Source organism: Polaromonas sp. OV174 (genome assembly GCF_900112285.1).
Taxonomy (GTDB): domain Bacteria; phylum Pseudomonadota; class Gammaproteobacteria; order Burkholderiales; family Burkholderiaceae_C; genus Polaromonas.
On sequence record NZ_FOKZ01000004.1, the window covers coordinates 220,351 to 236,751 of the forward strand.

Below are 16,401 nucleotides of genomic sequence, written 5' to 3' on the forward strand. Positions count from 1 at the left end.
CACCACAGGATCAGCATCATGTCCCCAGTAGCACCCTCCATGGCAGACCGCGACGGCAAAATCTGGATGGACGGCCAGATGGTCGAATGGCGCGACGCCAAAATCCACGTGCTGAGCCACACCCTGCATTACGGTTGCGGCGCTTTTGAGGGCGTGCGCGCCTACAAGACCGACGACGGCAGCACGGCCATCTTCCGCCTCGAAGAGCACACCGAGCGCCTGTTCAACAGCGCCAAGATCCTGCGCATGAAGATTCCCTTCAGCAAGGAAGAAGTTAACGAAGCCCAAAAGGCCGTGGTGCGCGACAACAATCTGGAGTCCTGCTACCTGCGTCCGCTGACCTGGATTGGCTCGCAAAAGCTGGGCGTCAGCCCCAAGGGCAACACCATTCACCTGATGGTGGCGGCCTGGGCCTGGGGCGCCTACCTGGGCGAAGAGGGCATGAAGCGCGGCATCCGCGTCAAGACCTCCAGCTACACCCGTCACCACGTCAACATCACCATGACGCAGGCCAAGGCGGTGAGCAACTACAGCAATTCCATTCTGGCGAATATGGAAGCGCTGGATGATGGCTACGACGAAGCGCTGCTGCTCGATGCCTCGGGCTTCGTCTCCGAAGGCGCGGGCGAGAACGTGTTTGTCGTCAAGGGCGGCGTGGTCTACACCCCCGACCTGTCGGCCGGCGCGCTCAACGGCATCACCCGCAACACCGTCATGCACATCTGCAAGGACCTGGGCCTGGAACTGGTGCAAAAGCGCATCACCCGCGACGAGGTCTATATCGCCGATGAGGCCTTCTTCACCGGCACCGCCGCCGAAGTCACGCCGATCCGCGAGCTCGACCGCCTGGAAATCGGCAGCGGCTCGCGCGGCCCCATCACCGAAAAAATCCAGAGCGCCTTCTTTGACATCGTCAACGGCCGCAATCCCAAGTACGCCCACTGGCTCGCCAAAGTCTGAAGCGCTGACTGAAAGCCGAATATGAGCACCCCCACGACGACCACCCATTCCTCCTCTGTCGAACTGCTGGCCTCCGACCTGAACGCTCAGGGCGGCGTCTACTGCCCCAGCCCCAAGGCCGATATGAAGCTGTGGAATAGCCACCCCAAGGTTTACCTGGACGTGGCGCGCACCGGCCAGGCCAAGTGCCCCTACTGCGGCACGGTTTACGCGCTGAAAGCCGGCGAACACTTCGGCGCTGGTGGACATTGACCCACCCCCGAAGCGGCCTGTGGCCGCTTCCCCCTCAAGGGGGCGCCATCTGCGGCCCGGCAAAGCCGGTTCCGCGCTGGCCTTGGAAGGGACGGCCTGATGCCTGAGTCACTGATCATTGCTCCGCAATGGATAGGCGACGCGGTGATGACCGAGCCGCTGCTGCGCCGCCTGCAGGCGCGCGGCGAACGCCTCACGGTGGGCGCCTTGCCCTGGGTGGCGCCGGTCTACCGCGCCATGCCGCAGGTGGCCGAGGTGATCGAATTTCCCTTTGCCCATGGCGGCCTGCAATTCAAGGCGCGTCGCGTCATTGCCAAGCGCATGACGGGCCAGTTCGACAAAGCCTACGTGCTGCCCAATTCGCTGAAAAGCGCCTTGCTGCCTTTTCTGGCCAGCATTCCCCAGCGCATAGGCTATCTGGGCGAGGCGCGCGTCGGCCTGCTCACGCACAGGCTGAAAAATCCCAAGAACAAGCCGCCCATGGTGGCGTTTTATTCCGCGTTGAGCGGCGAGGGCGATCTGCAGGACGACCGGCCGCAATTGCACATCGCAGACGCGGATATCACCGCCACGCTGAGCCAGCTCGGCTTGCAGCGCGGCGCCTTCGTCGTCTTTGCGCCCGGCGCCGAGTTCGGTCCGGCCAAGCGCTGGCCTGCCGCGCATTTCGCCGCGCTGGCCGCCAAGCTGGACTTGACGGTGGTGCTGCTCGGCTCAGGCAAGGAAGCCGCCCTGTGCGAGGAAATCGCCGGCCCGGTGAACGCGCAGCAGCCTGGCAAATGCCTCAATCTGGCCGGCAAGACTTCATTGCCGCAGGCCTTGTGCCTGATTGCCGCCAGCCGCAGCACGGTCAGCAACGACTCCGGCCTGATGCATGTGGCCGCCGCACTGGGCGTGCCGCAGGTGGCGATCTTCGGCTCCTCCAGCCCGCTGCACACGCCGCCGCTGAGCGACAAGGCCACCGTGCTCTGGCTGAAAATCGATGCGGCCTATCAGCCGCCGCTGGACTGCGCGCCCTGCTTTGAGCGTGTCTGCCCGCTAGGCCATACGCGCTGCCTCAACGACATCAGCGCCGAGCGGGTGTTGCGGGCGCTTTAGCCAGCAGCCGCAGTCTCAGGCCGGAAACGCCGTGAGCGGCTCAAAGTCCGGCTTGCCCTGGGTGGGCGTCCTGGCCACGTTCATGACCCAGCAGACCATCACGAAATAACCCACCAGGGTGGTGAGTTCGACCACGCCCTGCTCACCAAATGACGCCAGCGCTTCGGCATAGGTGGCGTCGCTGCTGCCGTGCTGCAGCAGTAGCTCAGAGGTGAAATCAAGCGCCACGGCTTCGTCCGCCGCCATGCCGCGCGGCTGCCTGCCCGCAGCGATGGCGTCCAGCGTGGACTGCTGCACGCCGGCCTGCAGCGCCAGTGGCGCATGCATCAGCCACTCAAACTGGTTGGACACCTGCCGGGCCACGCGGCAGATCACCAGTTCGCGGATGCGCGCGTCCAGCAGGCTTTCAAAGCGCAGGTATTCGCCGACCTTGCCGATACGGTTCATGAGCTCGGGGCTGCGCAGCAGTGGAATAAAAGGGCCGAATACCGCCTTGCGCGGCCCGGCGATCAGCGCGTCGGCGGCTTCGCGCTGTGCCGGCGACATGGCTTCTAGCGCCATCAGGGGCATGCGTTCCGTGCCGGGGCTTGAAAAGCCCTGGGCAACCTGGGCGGACGGGATGGCGGCTGTGCTGCTCATGGCGCTTCCTTATTTCCTTGTGGTGGGCAAAGGCTTTGAGCGTTGCAAACAGGCCTTGCCTTAGCGCATTATGATGAGCTTGCCCCAACCTTTTTCGGAGTGTCATCACCATGAGCGGTCGAATTCTTGTCACGGCGAGCCTGTTCGCGCTGGTTTCAGCGGGCGCCGTTGCGGGCGTCTCTGAAACCGCCAGCGCGACGGCGCACAAGGCTTCGGGGGTTGCCACCAAGGTGGAAGGCGCGGTCAAGCGCGGTGTCGGCAAGGCCGCTGGCGCCGTCGAGCATGGCGGTGCCGTTGCGGGAAAGGCCGTCAACCGTACTGCCGGGAAGCTTGGTTTACCGGCGTCGGCGGCATCCAGCCCCAGCTTTCCACCCAATCCAAACAGATAGATAGGGGCCTGGCAAACCGCCATGCAGGCAAAAAAAGACCACCTCTCGGTGGTCTTCCCAATTCATGGTGCCAGGGCCTCAGGCCGCCACCGGCAATTCAACAATGAATGAGGCGCCGCCGCCGGGCCGGGCTTCGCAGTGCACCGTGCCGCCGTGGCGCTCGCTGATGGATTTCACCAGGGCCAGGCCCAGGCCCACGCCGCCTTCGCGCTCGCTGGCGCCGGGCAGGCGATAAAAGGGTTCAAAAATGCGCTCACGCTGGGCGGCGGGCACGCCCGGGCCGCGGTCGTGCACCTTGATCACGGCCCTTTGCTGCTTGCCGACGCGAATCTGCGTCAGCTCCAGGCTGATGTCGCCGCGGCCGTAGCGCCTGGCGTTTTCCAGCAGGTTGCGGATCAGCCGGCGCAGCAGGCGCGGCGAGCCCTGCACCGTCAGGCTGTGGCCGTTGTTGGCCACGCCCATTCCCAGTTCCTGGCCGCTGGCCTGCTCGGCCTGCAGTTCGGCGTTGACGCGCGAGCACTCCTCGGCGGCCAGCCCGGTCAGGTCCAGGGTCTCAAAGGGTTCGGCATCGGCCTGCTTGGCATCGAGCCGGCTGGCCAGCAGGATTTCGTCGATCAGCTGGTCGAGCTCATTGATGCTGCGTGCTATTTCCAGGCGCTGCGGCGAGGCCGGGTCCACGCCCATCAGCTCCAGTCCCATGCGTATGCGCGCCAGCGGTGAGCGCAGCTCGTGTGAGGCATTGGCCAGCAGCGATTTGTGCGAGTTCATCAGGGATTCGATGCGCTCTGCGGCATGGTTGAAGCGCTCGGCCAGAAAGGCCACCTCGTCGCTGCCACTGGCGTTGACCCGCGCCGACAGGTCGCCCGCACCCCAGCGCTCGACGCCGCGCTGCAGCGCCTCCAGCCGCAAGGTCAGGCGCCGCATGACGGGGTAGGCGCCCAGCGCCACGGCCAGACCGACCAGGCCCAGCATCCAGCCAAAACCAAAACCGAAGGGCAGGCGAATCCAGCTGTTGCCGGGCGGGCGTTTCGGCCGGGGCAGCAGCAGGTTCAAGGTCTGGCCGTCATTGGTGACGACATCAAATTCCAGATCCTCGCCGAGTTTGCGATCCGGCTTGGTTTGCGCCGTGCCTATGACTTCGCCGGCGGCGTTGTGCACCAGCACCTCGCGAATGGGCAGTTGCGGCGGGTCCACGCTCAGGCGCCAGGCGGCGCCGACCAGAAAAGTCAGCACCACCACGGTGGCCACCACGGCCAGCCAGATGCGTACATAAAGATGGGAGGTAAAACGGGCCCACATTTTCAGCATCAGTCTTGTTGCTTGGCAAAGACATAACCCACGCCGCGCACCGTGAGAATGCGTTTCGGGTCCTTGGCGTCCAGTTCGATGGCGCTGCGGATGCGGCCCATGTGCACGTCGATGGAGCGGTCAAAGGCTTCGAGTTCGCGGCCGCGCACGGCTTCCATGATCTGGTCCCGGCTGAGCACGCGGCCGGCGCGTTCGGCCAGCGCCACCAGCAGGTCGAACTGGTAAGAGGTCAGCTCGCAGGGCTTGCCCATGACAGACACGGTGCGCGCATCGCGGTCGATTTCCAGCGAACCAAAGCGCATCACCTTTTGGCCACCGGCGCTGGCCGCCGTGCTGCTTTCGCCGCCGCGCCGTAGCACGGCGCGAATGCGGGCCAGCAGCTCGCGCGGCTCAAAGGGCTTGGGCAGGTAGTCGTCGGCGCCGATTTCCAGTCCGACGATGCGGTCCATAGGATCGCCCTTGGCGGTCAGCATCAGCACGGCGGTGTGCGCCGTCTCATTGCCCAGGGCCTTGATGCGGCGGCAGACTTCCAGGCCGTCCATGTCGGGCAGCATCAGGTCCAGAATCACCAGATCTGGCGGGCTGGCCTGCAGCGCGGCCAGGCCGCTGGCGCCATCGGCGGCATGGCTGAAGCCATAACCCGACTGGCGCAAATATTCACCCACCATGGCGGCCAGGCGGGTGTCGTCTTCGATCATTAAAAGTTGCTGGGTCATGGGCGGGTCCTCGGTTGCGGGCGATGTTCTGTGGGTTGGCGCATCACCATGAAACGCATGGTGCGCCGGACGCAATAATTGCGCTTGAAGCCGCCGTAAAGTTACGGTAAACCGTGACGGCCAGGCGCCTGCCAGCCGGCTGGCATAGGGCGCCTAGTTTTTATGAAATGCTATTTAATTAATAGCTGTCAGCGTTTGTTGTTATTGGCTTGCAGGCTTAATTTGTCTTGAAGCCAGGGCCACCAGAACGAGTACCGGCAAGCCCAGCAAGGCCGAGGCGGTGAAAAACTGGCTGTAACCAAAGGCATCGACAAACTTGCCCGAATAGCCGGCCAGAAACTTGGGCAGCAACAGCATCATGGAGCTGAACAGCGCGTATTGCGTGGCCGAGTAGTTGACGTTGGTCAGGCTGGACAGGTAGGCGATGAAGGCGGCCGAGGCAATGCCGCTGGACAGGTTGTCGGCCGAAATCACGAAGATCAGCGCCGTGACATCATGGCCGCGCGTGCCCAGCCAGGCGAACAGCAGGTTGCTGGCGGCGCTCAGGATGGCGCCCAGCATCAACACCTTCATCACACCAAAGCGCATGGCCAGACCGCCGCCGACAAAGGCGCCGACCAGGGTCATGATGACGCCGTAGATTTTGGTCACGGTGGCGACTTCGTCCTTGGTGTAGCCCATGTCCACGTAAAACGGATTCGCCATGATGCCCATCACCACATCGCTGATGCGGTACACCGCGATCAGCGCCAGGATCAGCAAGGCCTGCTTGCCGTAGCGGCGCAGAAAATCGGCAAAAGGGGCGATCAGCGCGCCCTTGAGCCATTCGGCCAGGTTTTTGCTGGGCGGCAGCTCGCGGCGCTGCGGTTCGGGCGAGCACAGCACCGTCACCATGCCCAGCAGCATGGAGGCGGCCATCACCAGGTAGGCGGTTTGCCAAGCGCCATGCTGGTAGCCGGTGAGGCTGGTGATTTCGGCGCGCGCGGCAATCCACAGCGCGCCGGCGCCGGCCCAGATCATGGCGATGCGGTAGCCGGTCTGGTAGGAGGCGGCCAGCGCGGCCTGGCGCTGGATGTCGGCCGACTCGATGCGATAGGCGTCCAGCGCAATGTCTTGCGTGGCCGAGCCAAAGGCCACCGCCAGCGCGCACCACACCACCGGCAGCAAAGCCTGTCGGGGATCGGTCAGGGCCATGGCCACCAGCGCCGTCATGATGAGGGTTTGCGACAACAGCAGCCAGCTGCGGCGCCGGCCCAGCCAGCGCGTCAGCAAGGGAATCGGCAGCCGGTCCACCAGCGGCGCCCAGACCCACTTGAAGCCATAGGCCAGGCCGACCCAGCTCAGGTAGCCAATGGTGGTGCGGTCTATGCCGGCTTCGCGCAGCCAAAAACTCAAGGTGCCAAATACCAGCAGCAGCGGCAGGCCGGCCGAAAAACCCAGCAACAGCATGCGCAGGGTGGCGGCCTCGGTGTACACATGCCAGACATCACGCCAGCTTTTTTTGGGGGCGGCGCTAGCCGGCGCCGCTGCTTGGCTAACAGGGAGAGAAGAGATTTTGTCGGTCATGAGGTTTTGAGATTCTGGCTATTATTGACGCATGTGCTTTTTATGCGACGCCAAACATTCCGCCTGGCCAGGCCGCCGGGCTTTTCTGCTGGCGGCCGCCGGCGCAACGGCGGCGGCAGTCGCTACGCCCTTGCAGGCCCAGGTCAATGTCGGGCCGGCTTCGGGGCTGCGCAATCTGGTGCCGGCCGACGAGCTGGAAGGCGCGGCGACGCAGGAATACGACAAGCTGCTGGCCGAGGCCCGCGCCAAGGGCACGCTGGCGGCGCCAAGCAGTCCACAGCTGCAACGCCTGCGCAAGATTGCCCAGCGCCTGGTGCCGCAAACCGCTCAGTGGAATGACCGGGCCAAGGACTGGCGCTGGGAAGTCAACCTGATCAGCAGCAAGGAACTCAATGCCTTTTGCATGCCTGGCGGCAAGATTGCCTTTTACACCGGCATTCTGGAGCAGCTCAAACTGAGCGACGACGAGGCCGCCATGATCATGGGCCACGAGATGGCCCATGCCCTGCGCGAGCATGCGCGCGCCCGCATTGCCAAAAGCCAGGGGACCGGCACCTTGCTGTCCCTGGGCGCGCAACTGCTGGGGCTGGGGCAGCTGGGCGACGTGGCGGCCAGCATAGGCACGCAACTGCTCACGCTGCGCTTTAGCCGCGATGATGAAACCGACGCCGATCTGGTCGGACTGGAGCTGGCCGCGCGCGCCGGCTACAACCCGCAGGCCGCCGTCAGCCTGTGGGAGAAGATGGGCCAGGCCAGCGCTGGCGCGGGCGGCCCGAGCTTTCTGTCCACCCACCCTTCGGGGCCGGATCGCATCCAGCAGCTGCAGTCCAATGTGCCCAAGGTTCAGGGTCTTTATCTGCGCGCGCGTGGCTGAGGCCGCCTAGGCCACAGCACGCCGTCTTGGTTTTGCCGGCCCCGCGTTCATGAGCGATCCTGTTCCGCCCGACTTGCGTACTGGTGATCAGCTCCGCTTGCCGGCTTTCTTCAGCCGGGCCTGGTGGCGCGCTTTCCGGCCGGCCCGCACCCGTATCAACACGCGTGAGCGCCTGCGCCTGGTGGCGGGCTCGCTGATCGGCATTTTTCTGACCGGTCTGCTCTGTCATCTGGTCAGCGGCACGGCGGTAGCGAGCCTGCCCTGGCTGGTGGCGCCTTTGGGTGCCAGTGCGGTGCTGGTGTTTGCCCTGCCGGCCAGCCCTTTGGCCCAGCCCTGGTCCGTGGTGGGGGGCAATACGGTGTCGGCCCTGGTGGGCATTGCCGGGGTTCATGGCATGCACCTGTTGGGCTCACCCGAGTTGGCGGCCGCGCTCGCCGTGGCCACGGCCATCGCCCTGATGCTGGCGCTGCGCTGCCTGCATCCGCCGGGCGGGGCCACCGCGCTGATGATGGTGCTGGGCGGCATTTCAGACCCGCTGTTTGCCTTTTATCCGGTGCTGCTCAATTCGGCCCTGCTGGTGGCCGCCGGCATTGTCTACAACAACGCCACGCGCCGGCCCTATCCGCACATGCAGCTGGCGCCGGCCACGGCGCCGCTTTCCGGCCAGGCCAAGCTGCTGGATGCCGACCTGGACGCCGTGCTGGCGCGCTACAACCAGGTGCTGGACGTCAGCCGGGATGACCTCAAGGCCTTGCTGGTGCAAACCCAGTCGCGCGCCTACGACCGCAAACTGGCCGAAGTGCGCTGCGCCGACATCATGTCGCGCGATCTGGTGACGGTGGAGTTCGGCACGCCGCTGCAGGAAGCCTGGGCGCTGCTGCGTGAGCGCCGCATCAAGGCGCTGCCGGTGGTGGACCGCACGTTTCGCATTGCCGGCATCATCACGCTGGCCGATTTCATGCGGGCCGCCGAGCTGGACCTGTATGAAGGCTTCGACGACAAGCTGCGCAAACTGATACGCAGCAGCCGCACCATCCACTCGAACAAGCCCGAGGTGGTCGGCCAGATCATGACGCGTAATGTGCGCGTGGCCAGCGAGCAGCGCCATCTGGTGGAGCTGGTGCCGCTGTTCGGCAGCACCGGCCATCACCACATTCCCATCATCGGCGAGGGCGAGCGCCTGGTCGGCATGATCACCCAGTCCGACCTGGTCGCCGCCTTGGGGCGGGCCGCCGACCCGGCCTCGTGAAGCCGGCGGCGCTTCAGGCCATGAAGGCCAGGGGAACGGGGTTTTCGCCCAGGGCATTGAGCAATATGGCCCAGTGCATGGATTCATCGCCCAGGATGCTGGCGGCGGCCTTGGCCAGATCACGGTCGGCGAACAAGGGCACGGCCCCCAGGTAGGCGCTGACGGCGCCTTTTTCCAGCGTGGCGGCAAAGCGCAGCACATCGGCCTGGTTTTTCAGCTTGTCGACCGGAAATTCGTATTTGTCCTTGGCCAGCACCGGTTTGCCGCCCAGCTTGCTGACCACCGAGGCCAGCAGTGCGGCATGTGCCTTGTGATGGCCCTGGAATTGCACGGCCAGATCCAGCACCGGCTTTTGCAGCAGCCCGCTTTCGGCGCCGACCTGATAGGCGGCAACCGCCTCCAGCTCCGCGCCCAGCGCCGAGTTCAGGATGCCGACATCCTTGCCCGGGGATTTGGTGGGCTTGCCGGCGGCCAGGCTTTCGCGTCCGGCCAGCATGGCAATGGCGGTGCCCGACAGGGTCAGGCCGGTGACGCGCAGAATGCCGCGGCGGCTGCTCAGGATTTGTTCGCCCTGTTGAATAAAGCTGAATGACATGATGATCTCCTCCAAGTGGACCGAGCGCAGACGAAGTTATTCCCAAGTCATCTGCGCTGAAAATGACTTGATGAAGTGACTGAGTGAGTGGGGGGACGTGGTCTAGGGCTAGGGCGGTGGCGTGCTGCCAACGCCGCTGCCATGGCGTATCGCCTGCAGCACCGTGTTAACCATGCGGTCGCAGCGTCCGCCTTCAAAGGCAAAGGCATCTTGCAGACCAAGCTTCACGTCACGCTGCAAGGACTGGCGCAGCATCTGGCGGGCCCGAAACAGCCGGGTCTTGACCAGGGCCGGTGAAATGTCCAGGCATTGGGCGGTTTCCTCAACGCTCAACTCTTCCACCGCGCGCAGCATGAACACCGTGCGGTGCTCGTCGGGCAGGCGGTCAATTTTGCTTTCGAGCAGACTTCGTAATTGTTCGCGCATGGCCAGGTCCTCCGGCGTTTCCGAAAGCATCAGTTCGATGGCGTTGAGGGCGTGGTTGTGATCCATGGCAAAGGCCGTATCGCCTTGCAGGCGCTGCCCGGCCCTGCTCTGCTGGCGTTTTTTGTTCAGGGCCTCGTTGATCACGATGCGTGTCAGCCAGGTGGAAAGCTGGGCCGTGCCCTGGAAGTTTTTCAAGGCCACGAAGGCGCGCAAATAGGCTTCCTGCACCGCGTCCTCGGCATCGCCATCGGCGTGCAATATGCTGCGCGCCACGCGGAACAGGCGCCGGTTGTGGGTGCGCATCAGCTGCTCGAAGGCTTGCAGATTGCCTGCGGCAAGTTGCGCCATCAGCACTTGCGGATCGCTGGGTGCCGGGGCTGCGGGCGACAGGGTTTGCATGCATTCACCTTTTTGGGTCGGTATTGCTGCATTAGATGGTTTGCGCGGCAGTCAGGTTACAGCTATTTATCGCAAGAGGGCGTTTGCGCTGGCGCATGCGCGGCTCGTCACCATCTGCTGTAATACGCTGACTCGGGCTGAGCGCTCATGGCGGCCCGGTTTTGGAGCCGTGCCGATGAAACTCAACATCCTGTCCGATCTGCACCTGAGCTGCGGTGATCTGGACCTTCCCGACAATGACGCCGATGTGGTCATTTTGGCCGGCGACATTGCGCGCCCGCTGGAGGCGGTGACGTGGGCCCGTGGTTTTGACAAGCCGGTGCTCTATGTCCCGGGCAACCACGAGTTTTACGGCGGCAGCCTGGCCGACACGGTGGCCGAACTCAAACGGCTGTGCAGTGGCAGCCGCATTCAGGTGCTCGACTGCGATGAAGTCATGCTGGATGGCGTGCGCTTTCTGGGCGCCACGATGTGGACCGATTTCAGGCTTTTTGGCGAGGGCGAGCCCCGCCTGCAGGCGATGAAAGAAGCGCAGGGCTTCATGGGCGACTTCAAGAGAATCCATGCCGACAAGCTTGCCGAGCGGCTGTTCACGCCCGAGGACTGCGCCCAGTTGTGCCTGCACCACGCCAACTGGCTGGAAGGCCGGCTGGCCCAGCAGCATGCCGGGCCTACCGTGGTGCTCACCCACCATGCGCCCTCGCGCGCCAGCATTCATCCGCGCTTTGCTGGCTCGGCGCTCAACGCCTGCTTTGTGTCCGATCTGGCGCACCTGGCCGGCGCCGACCGCGCGCAGCTGTGGGTGCACGGCCATACCCACGACAGCTTCGACTATGAGATCAAGGGCACGCGCGTGGTCTGCAATCCGCGCGGCTATGCCCGGGACGGCGTCAATGAAAACCCCTTGTTTGACCGCAATTTCGTGGTCGAGATAGGGCGCTGAAACGCCGGCATCCACGGCTTGGCAAGGAGGCAAGACATGAGCACATGGTTTTCAAAACAGCTGGGCGATGGCGTCTGGTCTTTCAGCATGAGGGACCAGGTCAAGGATGCCTTTTTGCCCTTGTATGTGCTGGCCGGCCGGCCCGTGGAGATGGCGGTGTTCACCCGGCATGAGTCGGAAGGGCGTTTGCAGTGTGAAGTCGTGGCCTATTTTTCGCCGGCGGCCGTTAGCGTGGCGCGTGCCCTGCACGCCACGCCGTGCCAGAAGCCGGCGCGCGGCGAGCTGGACTTGCTGGCGGGCGAGCCGGGCTGCTGGCCGCTGCTGTTTCCGTCTGACGCCGCGGAATGAACAAGGAGCCCGTCGTCATGGCGGGAATGTTCTATTTTATCGATAAAAATGGCATGTAGCGCCCGTATGACATGCGCCAACAGCTATATATTTGATAGCAAAAAAAGGCGCTTGCTAGCTCGGAGCTGCAAGCCGTACGCCACCGCAGGCTAGGCCGGCACGGCACACTGCCTGGATCGGTCAAGCTTCAGGCAGCGCTTGAACGGGTAATTGCGACCTTCCTTGATCGCCAGGATCATTTGCTCAACCTTCTTGGCAGAGCGAGTGCCGAAGTAATAGTCGTAAATCTCGCCATTGACGATGATGGCCACCTGTGGCGATCCATTTCGCCCGGAACTGGCCTCATCAAGTTTTGCCTTGTAGGGCTTCACCTCATCGGGCAGGAACATCGACGATGGCACGGGTGAGGTGACTGCTTTTGACACATACGAGAACCGAATCGCCTTAAACGCCGCAGTCTGTTGGAGCTTGGGCAATTCGAGCCCTCGCCAAGCCACACAAGGCGGGCAATCGTTGCCTCCCATGACGACCATGTGAATGTTCGGCGGCGTGGTTGGCGCCGCGGCATGATTGGCGGCAGCCGCCGTAGCCGAGTTAACGGCGACGCTCTCAAGCCGTTCCAGCTTGACCGGCTTCACAACGCCGTTCTTGGAAGTAAAGGTACCCGTAAAAGAGCCATCCGTGAGCTGTTTGGCAACGATTTTGCTGTCGGCTGGCGTCACTAGCTCCAGCCGGCGTTCTGTGCCCGATTGCGTCATCTCGCCCCGAATTGGCGAGCGCTTGCCGTCAAGCCATCCATAAGTCGCATCGAGCAGGAAGGCGCCGTTCGTCCCCGTCGCAACACCGCGAATGATCAAACTGCGCTGACGCGGCTCATCGGCAACCGTCACGACCCAGGAAGCAATCAGATCGCTCTGCGGTGGATTGACCGCAGGCTGGCCGGATTGCGCGGACACCGTATCTACCCGCGCAAAGAGAAGAAGAACCAGCAAGCACCTAAATGCCCAGAACAGCTGTCGCATGATGATGTTTCCGATTCGACAAAGAAAAAACACCTCAATTTCCTGGGCCAATCGTAAGCCGAGGTGAGGGCGCTGTGCAAAACCTCCTCAGCTGTGTGCTTGATGCCAGCCCAGGTTCTTGGCATAGGCTCGCCTTGAACCCGAACTCTTCCCGCTGGCGGCGTTGACCTTGTACCGCGGTTCGCTGCCACGGAATTCGGCGAGCCAGGGTCGTGCCAAGACATTGCGGTTAGCATATCCGGCTGGAGAACCAATGCGGATATTGCTTGTAGAGGATGACAAGGTGCTGGCGGACGCGCTCTCGCGGGCGCTGGTGCAGTCCGCCCACGCCGTAGACATGGTTTCCAACGGTGAGATGGCCGACCATGCGCTCACTATTGGCATTTACGACTTGGCGATCCTGGACATCGGCTTACCCGGGCTGAGCGGATTGGACGTGCTGCGGCGGCTGAGGGCACGCCGGTCCACGACGCCAGTGCTGATGCTCACTGCCTTCGACACCCTCCAGGACCGCGTCCGCGGGCTGGATCTAGGCGCCGACGATTACCTGGCCAAGCCCTTCGACCTGCCGGAGCTGGAAGCGCGCGTGCGGGCGCTGCTGCGCCGCGGTAGCAACTCCACGCCTTGCCTGGAGCACGGCCTGCTGCGCTTTGACACGGTGGGCCGCCGCGTGTTCTACGAGAAGCGACCGCTGGAGCTGTCGCCGCGCGAACTCGCCGTCCTGGAACTGCTGCTGATGCGCGCGGGGCGTGTCGTGAGCAAGGAGCAGATGGTCAACCATCTCTATGGCTGGGGCGACGAGGTCGGTGACAACGCGATCGAGGTCAACATCTACCGCCTGCGCAAGAAGCTGGAGCCGCTCGGATGTGAGATCCGCACCGTGCGCGGCATGGGCTATCTGATGGACCGCAACGATGCGGAGGCCTGAGCCCAGGCTGCAGCGCAAGCTGCTGGCTTGGCTGCTTGGGCCGCTGGCCGTGCTGCTGGTGCTGGACACCGGCGCCGCCTACTGGAACTCGCAGCGTTTTTCCAACCTCGCTTACGACCGTGCGCTGTACGAGATCGGACGCGAGATCGTGCTGCACGTGAAGCTCGACGGCACCCGCCCCCGGCTCGACCTCTCGGAGACCGCGGACAAGATCCTGCTGCAGGACTCGGACGACCGCCTCTTCTACCGTGTCGTCAGCGAGGATGGAACGCTGTTGGGCGGCGATGTGGATATGCCGTCGCCGCGCGTGGCTGAAACCGTCAAATCGCGCTTTTACGGCGATGTCTTGCGCGGGGAGCCGGTACGGATGATGGTGGCCCGGATGCCAATCAGTGCCGACGCCGCTGCTCCGCTGGTCTTGGTGCAGGTTGCTGAAACCCTCAACAAGCGCACGCGCTTCGCGTGGGAGATGGTGGCCAACGTGGTGCTGCCGCAGCTGCTGCTGATCGTGATGGCCACGGCGGTGGTCTGGTTCGGCGTTTCGCGTGGGCTCGAGCCGCTGCAGCGGCTGCGGCGCGCGGTGTCGGATCGCTCGCACCTGGATCTGAGTCCGATCGACACCCAAGACGTTCCGGGAGAGGTGCGACCGCTGGTGGACGAAGTCAACGAGCTGATGGCGCGGCTGGGGCGAACCTTTGATTTCCAGAATCGCTTTGTGGCCGATGCCGCCCACCAGCTGAAGACGCCGGTCAGCGGCCTGAAGGCCCAGATCGAGCTGGCGCTGCGGGAGAGCGACGCGGAGCGGGTGCGCCATTCGCTGGCGCAGCTCTACATCAGCGCCGACCGGCTGTCGAGGCTGGTGCGCCAGCTGCTTTCGCTCGCCCGCAACGAGCCCGGTGCGCTCGACTTCATGCAGCTACAGCCGCTGGACCTGAACGCTCACGTCCTGGAGATCAGCATGGACTGGGTGCCGGAGGCGATCAAACGCAACATCGACCTGGGCTTCGAAGGGGCCGGTCATCCGCTGATGATCGACGCCGACCGGGACCGGCTGCGTGAGCTGATCAACAACCTGATCGACAACGCAATCCGCTACAGCCAGGAAGGCGGCCGGGTGACCGTGCGCTTGGGCCAGAGCGGGGGAGACCAGTGCCGCCTGGCCATCAGCGACGACGGCCCCAGCATCCCGGTGCAGGAGCGCACCCGCATCTTCGAACGCTTTCACCGCCTCCTCGGTACGCAGGAGGATGGCAGCGGCCTCGGTCTTGCCATCGTCAGCGAGATCGCCACGCTGCACGGCGCGCGCATCACGCTGGAGGAAGACACCGACGGCGTGGGCAACACCTTCAGCGTCTTCTTCCCCTTGCGAGCGGTCTGAGCCCGAAGGCTTCCGAAACCGTCGCGCAGCAGCCGGCTGTAAGCTGGCCGACAGCTTGCCGATAACTGGCTGACAGGGCGCCGGCAGAAAGGTGACAGCACAGGCCCGTAACCTCGAAGAGCTCGGAACCACCGTGGTCCCGCATCTTTTTTCGAGGAGACATCATGTCGTTTTTGCTGAGTCCGGAATTCTGGATCGCCCTGTCGCAGATCATCTTGATCAACATCGTTCTGAGTGGCGACAACGCCGTTGTCATCGCGATGGCCTCCCGCTCGCTGCCGCCCGCGCAGCAGAAGAAGGCGATTCTGTTCGGTAGCGTCGGCGCCATCGTGCTGCGCCTGATCCTGACCTTCTTTGCCGTCTACCTGCTGACGCTGCCCTACCTCAAGCTGGTGGGCGCCGCGCTGCTGCTGTGGATCGGCATTGGCCTGATGAAAGGCGAGGGCGACGAGGAGAACCTGGCAGGCCACTCCAGCCTGGCTGCGGCCATCAAGACCATCGTGGTCGCCGACCTGGTCATGAGCTTGGACAACGTCATCGGCGTCGCAGCCGCCGCCAAAGGCAACATTCCGCTGCTGGTGTTCGGTCTCGTGATCAGCATTCCCCTGATCATTTTCGGCAGCACCTTGATCCTTAAGCTGATGGGCCGTTTCCCGATCATCATCACCCTCGGGGCTGGCCTGCTCGGTTGGGTGGCCGGCGACATGGCGATGTCGGATCCGGCCATCGCCGGCTGGGCCGCCAACCAGCATGCGCTGCACAACGCGGTTCCTGCGCTGGGTGCCATGTTCGTGGTGGCGGCAGGCAAGTGGCTGGCCAGCCGCCAGCAACCGGAACCGGCCAACCAACCCGCGACCTGAAGGTGCTCGCATGAGAAACATCCTGGTCCCCATTGACCCGACCCAGCCGGCTCGGACGCGCTCAGCCATTGATCAAGTCGTGTGCATTTTCCGGGAAGAGCCGGTCACCGTTCGCCTGCTGCGGGTGCAGCCCCAGGTCTCCGGTCACGTCGCGATGTTCTTCGACAAGCGCGAGTTGCGCGAGTTGCAGCAAGGCGCAGGCGCCGAGGACCTGCAGTTTGCGCAGAATCTGCTCGACGCGGCTGGCGTGCCTTACACCAGCACCGTGCTGGTGGGGCGCAGTGCCGAGACCATCATTGTGGCTGCGCGCGACCATGGCTGCGACCGCATCGTCTTTGGCCGGGAGGAGCCCAGCCTGGCAGGAAAGATCTTCGGTTCGCTGGCGCAGCAGGTGCACCAGCTACTGGGCGCGAGCGGCGACCCCCAGGTCATCGGCTCCTGACCCAAGGCCCCT

General features: G+C 64.1%; 19 protein-coding genes. 12 read left to right on the forward strand and 7 right to left on the reverse strand.

Going from position 1 to position 16,401, the window contains the following annotated elements:
* Positions 1-18: 18 nt before the first annotated feature.
* The 3 genes from BM160_RS05735 (at position 19) to waaF (ending at position 2,307) form a co-directional block, all read left to right on the forward strand.
* Positions 19-960 carry a branched-chain amino acid transaminase gene (locus tag BM160_RS05735; protein ID WP_092001885.1) on the forward strand — a complete coding sequence of 314 codons (942 nt, stop codon included), beginning with the start codon at positions 19-21 and terminating at the stop codon, positions 958-960.
* Positions 961-981: 21 nt separating this feature from the next.
* Positions 982-1,212 (forward strand): zinc-finger domain-containing protein, encoded by a 231-nt coding sequence (locus BM160_RS05740; protein WP_092001887.1) that lies wholly within the window; start codon positions 982-984, stop codon positions 1,210-1,212.
* Between the two features lie 99 nt (positions 1,213-1,311).
* Complete coding sequence (waaF, locus tag BM160_RS05745) at positions 1,312-2,307, forward strand: lipopolysaccharide heptosyltransferase II (RefSeq protein WP_092001890.1); 996 nt, start codon at positions 1,312-1,314, stop codon at positions 2,305-2,307.
* Between the two features lie 15 nt (positions 2,308-2,322).
* On the opposite strand, the gene BM160_RS05750 is transcribed toward waaF, so the two are convergent.
* Complete coding sequence (locus BM160_RS05750) at positions 2,323-2,946, reverse strand: carboxymuconolactone decarboxylase family protein (RefSeq protein WP_092001893.1); 624 nt, start codon at positions 2,944-2,946, stop codon at positions 2,323-2,325.
* Between the two features lie 110 nt (positions 2,947-3,056).
* Between BM160_RS05750 and BM160_RS05755 the strand changes: the two genes are divergently transcribed.
* Complete coding sequence (locus tag BM160_RS05755) at positions 3,057-3,335, forward strand: hypothetical protein (protein ID WP_092001896.1); 279 nt, start codon at positions 3,057-3,059, stop codon at positions 3,333-3,335.
* A gap of 78 nt (positions 3,336-3,413) precedes the next feature.
* Here BM160_RS05755 and BM160_RS05760 read toward each other — a convergent pair whose 3' ends face one another.
* From BM160_RS05760 to BM160_RS05770, 3 genes are all read right to left on the reverse strand, one after another.
* Entirely contained in the window at positions 3,414-4,634 is a 1,221-nt protein-coding gene (locus BM160_RS05760; protein ID WP_177218926.1) for a sensor histidine kinase, read from the reverse strand.
* A gap of 8 nt (positions 4,635-4,642) precedes the next feature.
* Complete coding sequence (locus BM160_RS05765; RefSeq protein ID WP_092001901.1) at positions 4,643-5,359, reverse strand: response regulator; 717 nt, start codon at positions 5,357-5,359, stop codon at positions 4,643-4,645.
* Between the two features lie 201 nt (positions 5,360-5,560).
* The gene (locus BM160_RS05770) at positions 5,561-6,925 is read right to left on the reverse strand and encodes an AmpG family muropeptide MFS transporter (protein ID WP_092001904.1); all 1,365 of its coding nucleotides are present in this window, start codon (positions 6,923-6,925) and stop codon (positions 5,561-5,563) included.
* A gap of 31 nt (positions 6,926-6,956) precedes the next feature.
* Between BM160_RS05770 and BM160_RS05775 the strand changes: the two genes are divergently transcribed.
* Together BM160_RS05775 and BM160_RS05780 are read left to right on the forward strand one after the other, a co-directional pair.
* Complete coding sequence (locus BM160_RS05775; protein WP_092001907.1) at positions 6,957-7,799, forward strand: M48 family metallopeptidase; 843 nt, start codon at positions 6,957-6,959, stop codon at positions 7,797-7,799.
* Positions 7,800-7,848: 49 nt separating this feature from the next.
* The gene (locus BM160_RS05780) at positions 7,849-9,048 is read left to right on the forward strand and encodes an HPP family protein (RefSeq protein ID WP_092001910.1); all 1,200 of its coding nucleotides are present in this window, start codon (positions 7,849-7,851) and stop codon (positions 9,046-9,048) included.
* A gap of 13 nt (positions 9,049-9,061) precedes the next feature.
* On the opposite strand, the gene BM160_RS05785 is transcribed toward BM160_RS05780, so the two are convergent.
* The gene (locus BM160_RS05785) at positions 9,062-9,643 is read right to left on the reverse strand and encodes a ferritin-like domain-containing protein (RefSeq protein ID WP_092001913.1); all 582 of its coding nucleotides are present in this window, start codon (positions 9,641-9,643) and stop codon (positions 9,062-9,064) included.
* A gap of 108 nt (positions 9,644-9,751) precedes the next feature.
* Positions 9,752-10,468: an RNA polymerase sigma factor gene (locus BM160_RS05790; RefSeq protein WP_092001916.1), complete on the reverse strand. Its 717-nt coding sequence runs from the start codon at positions 10,466-10,468 to the stop codon at positions 9,752-9,754.
* Positions 10,469-10,643: 175 nt separating this feature from the next.
* Here BM160_RS05790 and BM160_RS05795 point away from each other — a divergent pair, with 175 nt between their 5' ends.
* Both BM160_RS05795 and BM160_RS05800 read left to right on the forward strand, forming a co-directional pair.
* Positions 10,644-11,411: a metallophosphoesterase gene (locus BM160_RS05795; protein WP_092001918.1), complete on the forward strand. Its 768-nt coding sequence runs from the start codon at positions 10,644-10,646 to the stop codon at positions 11,409-11,411.
* 36 nt (positions 11,412-11,447) lie between these two features.
* Entirely contained in the window at positions 11,448-11,759 is a 312-nt protein-coding gene (locus tag BM160_RS05800) for a hypothetical protein (RefSeq protein WP_092001921.1), read from the forward strand.
* Positions 11,760-11,908: 149 nt separating this feature from the next.
* Here the strand turns inward: BM160_RS05800 and BM160_RS05805 are convergent, their stop codons facing one another.
* The gene (locus BM160_RS05805) at positions 11,909-12,781 is read right to left on the reverse strand and encodes a hypothetical protein (RefSeq protein WP_218156589.1); all 873 of its coding nucleotides are present in this window, start codon (positions 12,779-12,781) and stop codon (positions 11,909-11,911) included.
* Between the two features lie 253 nt (positions 12,782-13,034).
* Between BM160_RS05805 and BM160_RS05810 the strand changes: the two genes are divergently transcribed.
* The 4 genes from BM160_RS05810 to BM160_RS05825 all read left to right on the forward strand — a co-directional run bounded on the left by BM160_RS05810 (position 13,035) and on the right by BM160_RS05825 (position 16,389).
* On the forward strand, positions 13,035-13,709 hold the full coding sequence (locus BM160_RS05810; protein ID WP_092001927.1) for a response regulator transcription factor: 675 nt from the start codon (positions 13,035-13,037) through the stop codon (positions 13,707-13,709).
* Entirely contained in the window at positions 13,696-15,087 is a 1,392-nt protein-coding gene (locus BM160_RS05815) for a sensor histidine kinase (RefSeq protein WP_092001930.1), read from the forward strand. Before BM160_RS05810 ends, BM160_RS05815 begins: the two co-directional genes overlap by 14 nt.
* A gap of 164 nt (positions 15,088-15,251) precedes the next feature.
* Positions 15,252-15,947, forward strand: coding sequence for a TerC family protein (locus tag BM160_RS05820; protein ID WP_092001933.1), 696 nt, complete (start codon positions 15,252-15,254; stop codon positions 15,945-15,947).
* 10 nt (positions 15,948-15,957) lie between these two features.
* Positions 15,958-16,389 (forward strand): universal stress protein, encoded by a 432-nt coding sequence (locus BM160_RS05825; protein ID WP_092001936.1) that lies wholly within the window; start codon positions 15,958-15,960, stop codon positions 16,387-16,389.
* The last annotated feature ends 12 nt before the right edge of the window (positions 16,390-16,401 follow it).

Coding starts and splice junctions, on each gene's coding strand:
- BM160_RS05790 (WP_092001916.1), bottom strand. CDS start 10,468: ATGCAAACCCTGTCGCCCGCAGCCCCGGCACCCAGCGATCCGCAAGTG.
- BM160_RS05815 (WP_092001930.1), top strand. CDS start 13,696: ATGCGGAGGCCTGAGCCCAGGCTGCAGCGCAAGCTGCTGGCTTGGCTG.
- BM160_RS05760 (WP_177218926.1), bottom strand. CDS start 4,634: ATGTGGGCCCGTTTTACCTCCCATCTTTATGTACGCATCTGGCTGGCC.
- BM160_RS05780 (WP_092001910.1), top strand. CDS start 7,849: ATGAGCGATCCTGTTCCGCCCGACTTGCGTACTGGTGATCAGCTCCGC.
- BM160_RS05775 (WP_092001907.1), top strand. CDS start 6,957: ATGTGCTTTTTATGCGACGCCAAACATTCCGCCTGGCCAGGCCGCCGG.
- waaF (WP_092001890.1), top strand. CDS start 1,312: ATGCCTGAGTCACTGATCATTGCTCCGCAATGGATAGGCGACGCGGTG.
- BM160_RS05735 (WP_092001885.1), top strand. CDS start 19: ATGTCCCCAGTAGCACCCTCCATGGCAGACCGCGACGGCAAAATCTGG.
- BM160_RS05820 (WP_092001933.1), top strand. CDS start 15,252: ATGTCGTTTTTGCTGAGTCCGGAATTCTGGATCGCCCTGTCGCAGATC.
- BM160_RS05750 (WP_092001893.1), bottom strand. CDS start 2,946: ATGAGCAGCACAGCCGCCATCCCGTCCGCCCAGGTTGCCCAGGGCTTT.
- BM160_RS05825 (WP_092001936.1), top strand. CDS start 15,958: ATGAGAAACATCCTGGTCCCCATTGACCCGACCCAGCCGGCTCGGACG.
- BM160_RS05740 (WP_092001887.1), top strand. CDS start 982: ATGAGCACCCCCACGACGACCACCCATTCCTCCTCTGTCGAACTGCTG.
- BM160_RS05765 (WP_092001901.1), bottom strand. CDS start 5,359: ATGACCCAGCAACTTTTAATGATCGAAGACGACACCCGCCTGGCCGCC.
- BM160_RS05800 (WP_092001921.1), top strand. CDS start 11,448: ATGAGCACATGGTTTTCAAAACAGCTGGGCGATGGCGTCTGGTCTTTC.
- BM160_RS05770 (WP_092001904.1), bottom strand. CDS start 6,925: ATGACCGACAAAATCTCTTCTCTCCCTGTTAGCCAAGCAGCGGCGCCG.
- BM160_RS05755 (WP_092001896.1), top strand. CDS start 3,057: ATGAGCGGTCGAATTCTTGTCACGGCGAGCCTGTTCGCGCTGGTTTCA.
- BM160_RS05795 (WP_092001918.1), top strand. CDS start 10,644: ATGAAACTCAACATCCTGTCCGATCTGCACCTGAGCTGCGGTGATCTG.
- BM160_RS05810 (WP_092001927.1), top strand. CDS start 13,035: ATGCGGATATTGCTTGTAGAGGATGACAAGGTGCTGGCGGACGCGCTC.
- BM160_RS05785 (WP_092001913.1), bottom strand. CDS start 9,643: ATGTCATTCAGCTTTATTCAACAGGGCGAACAAATCCTGAGCAGCCGC.
- BM160_RS05805 (WP_218156589.1), bottom strand. CDS start 12,781: ATGCGACAGCTGTTCTGGGCATTTAGGTGCTTGCTGGTTCTTCTTCTC.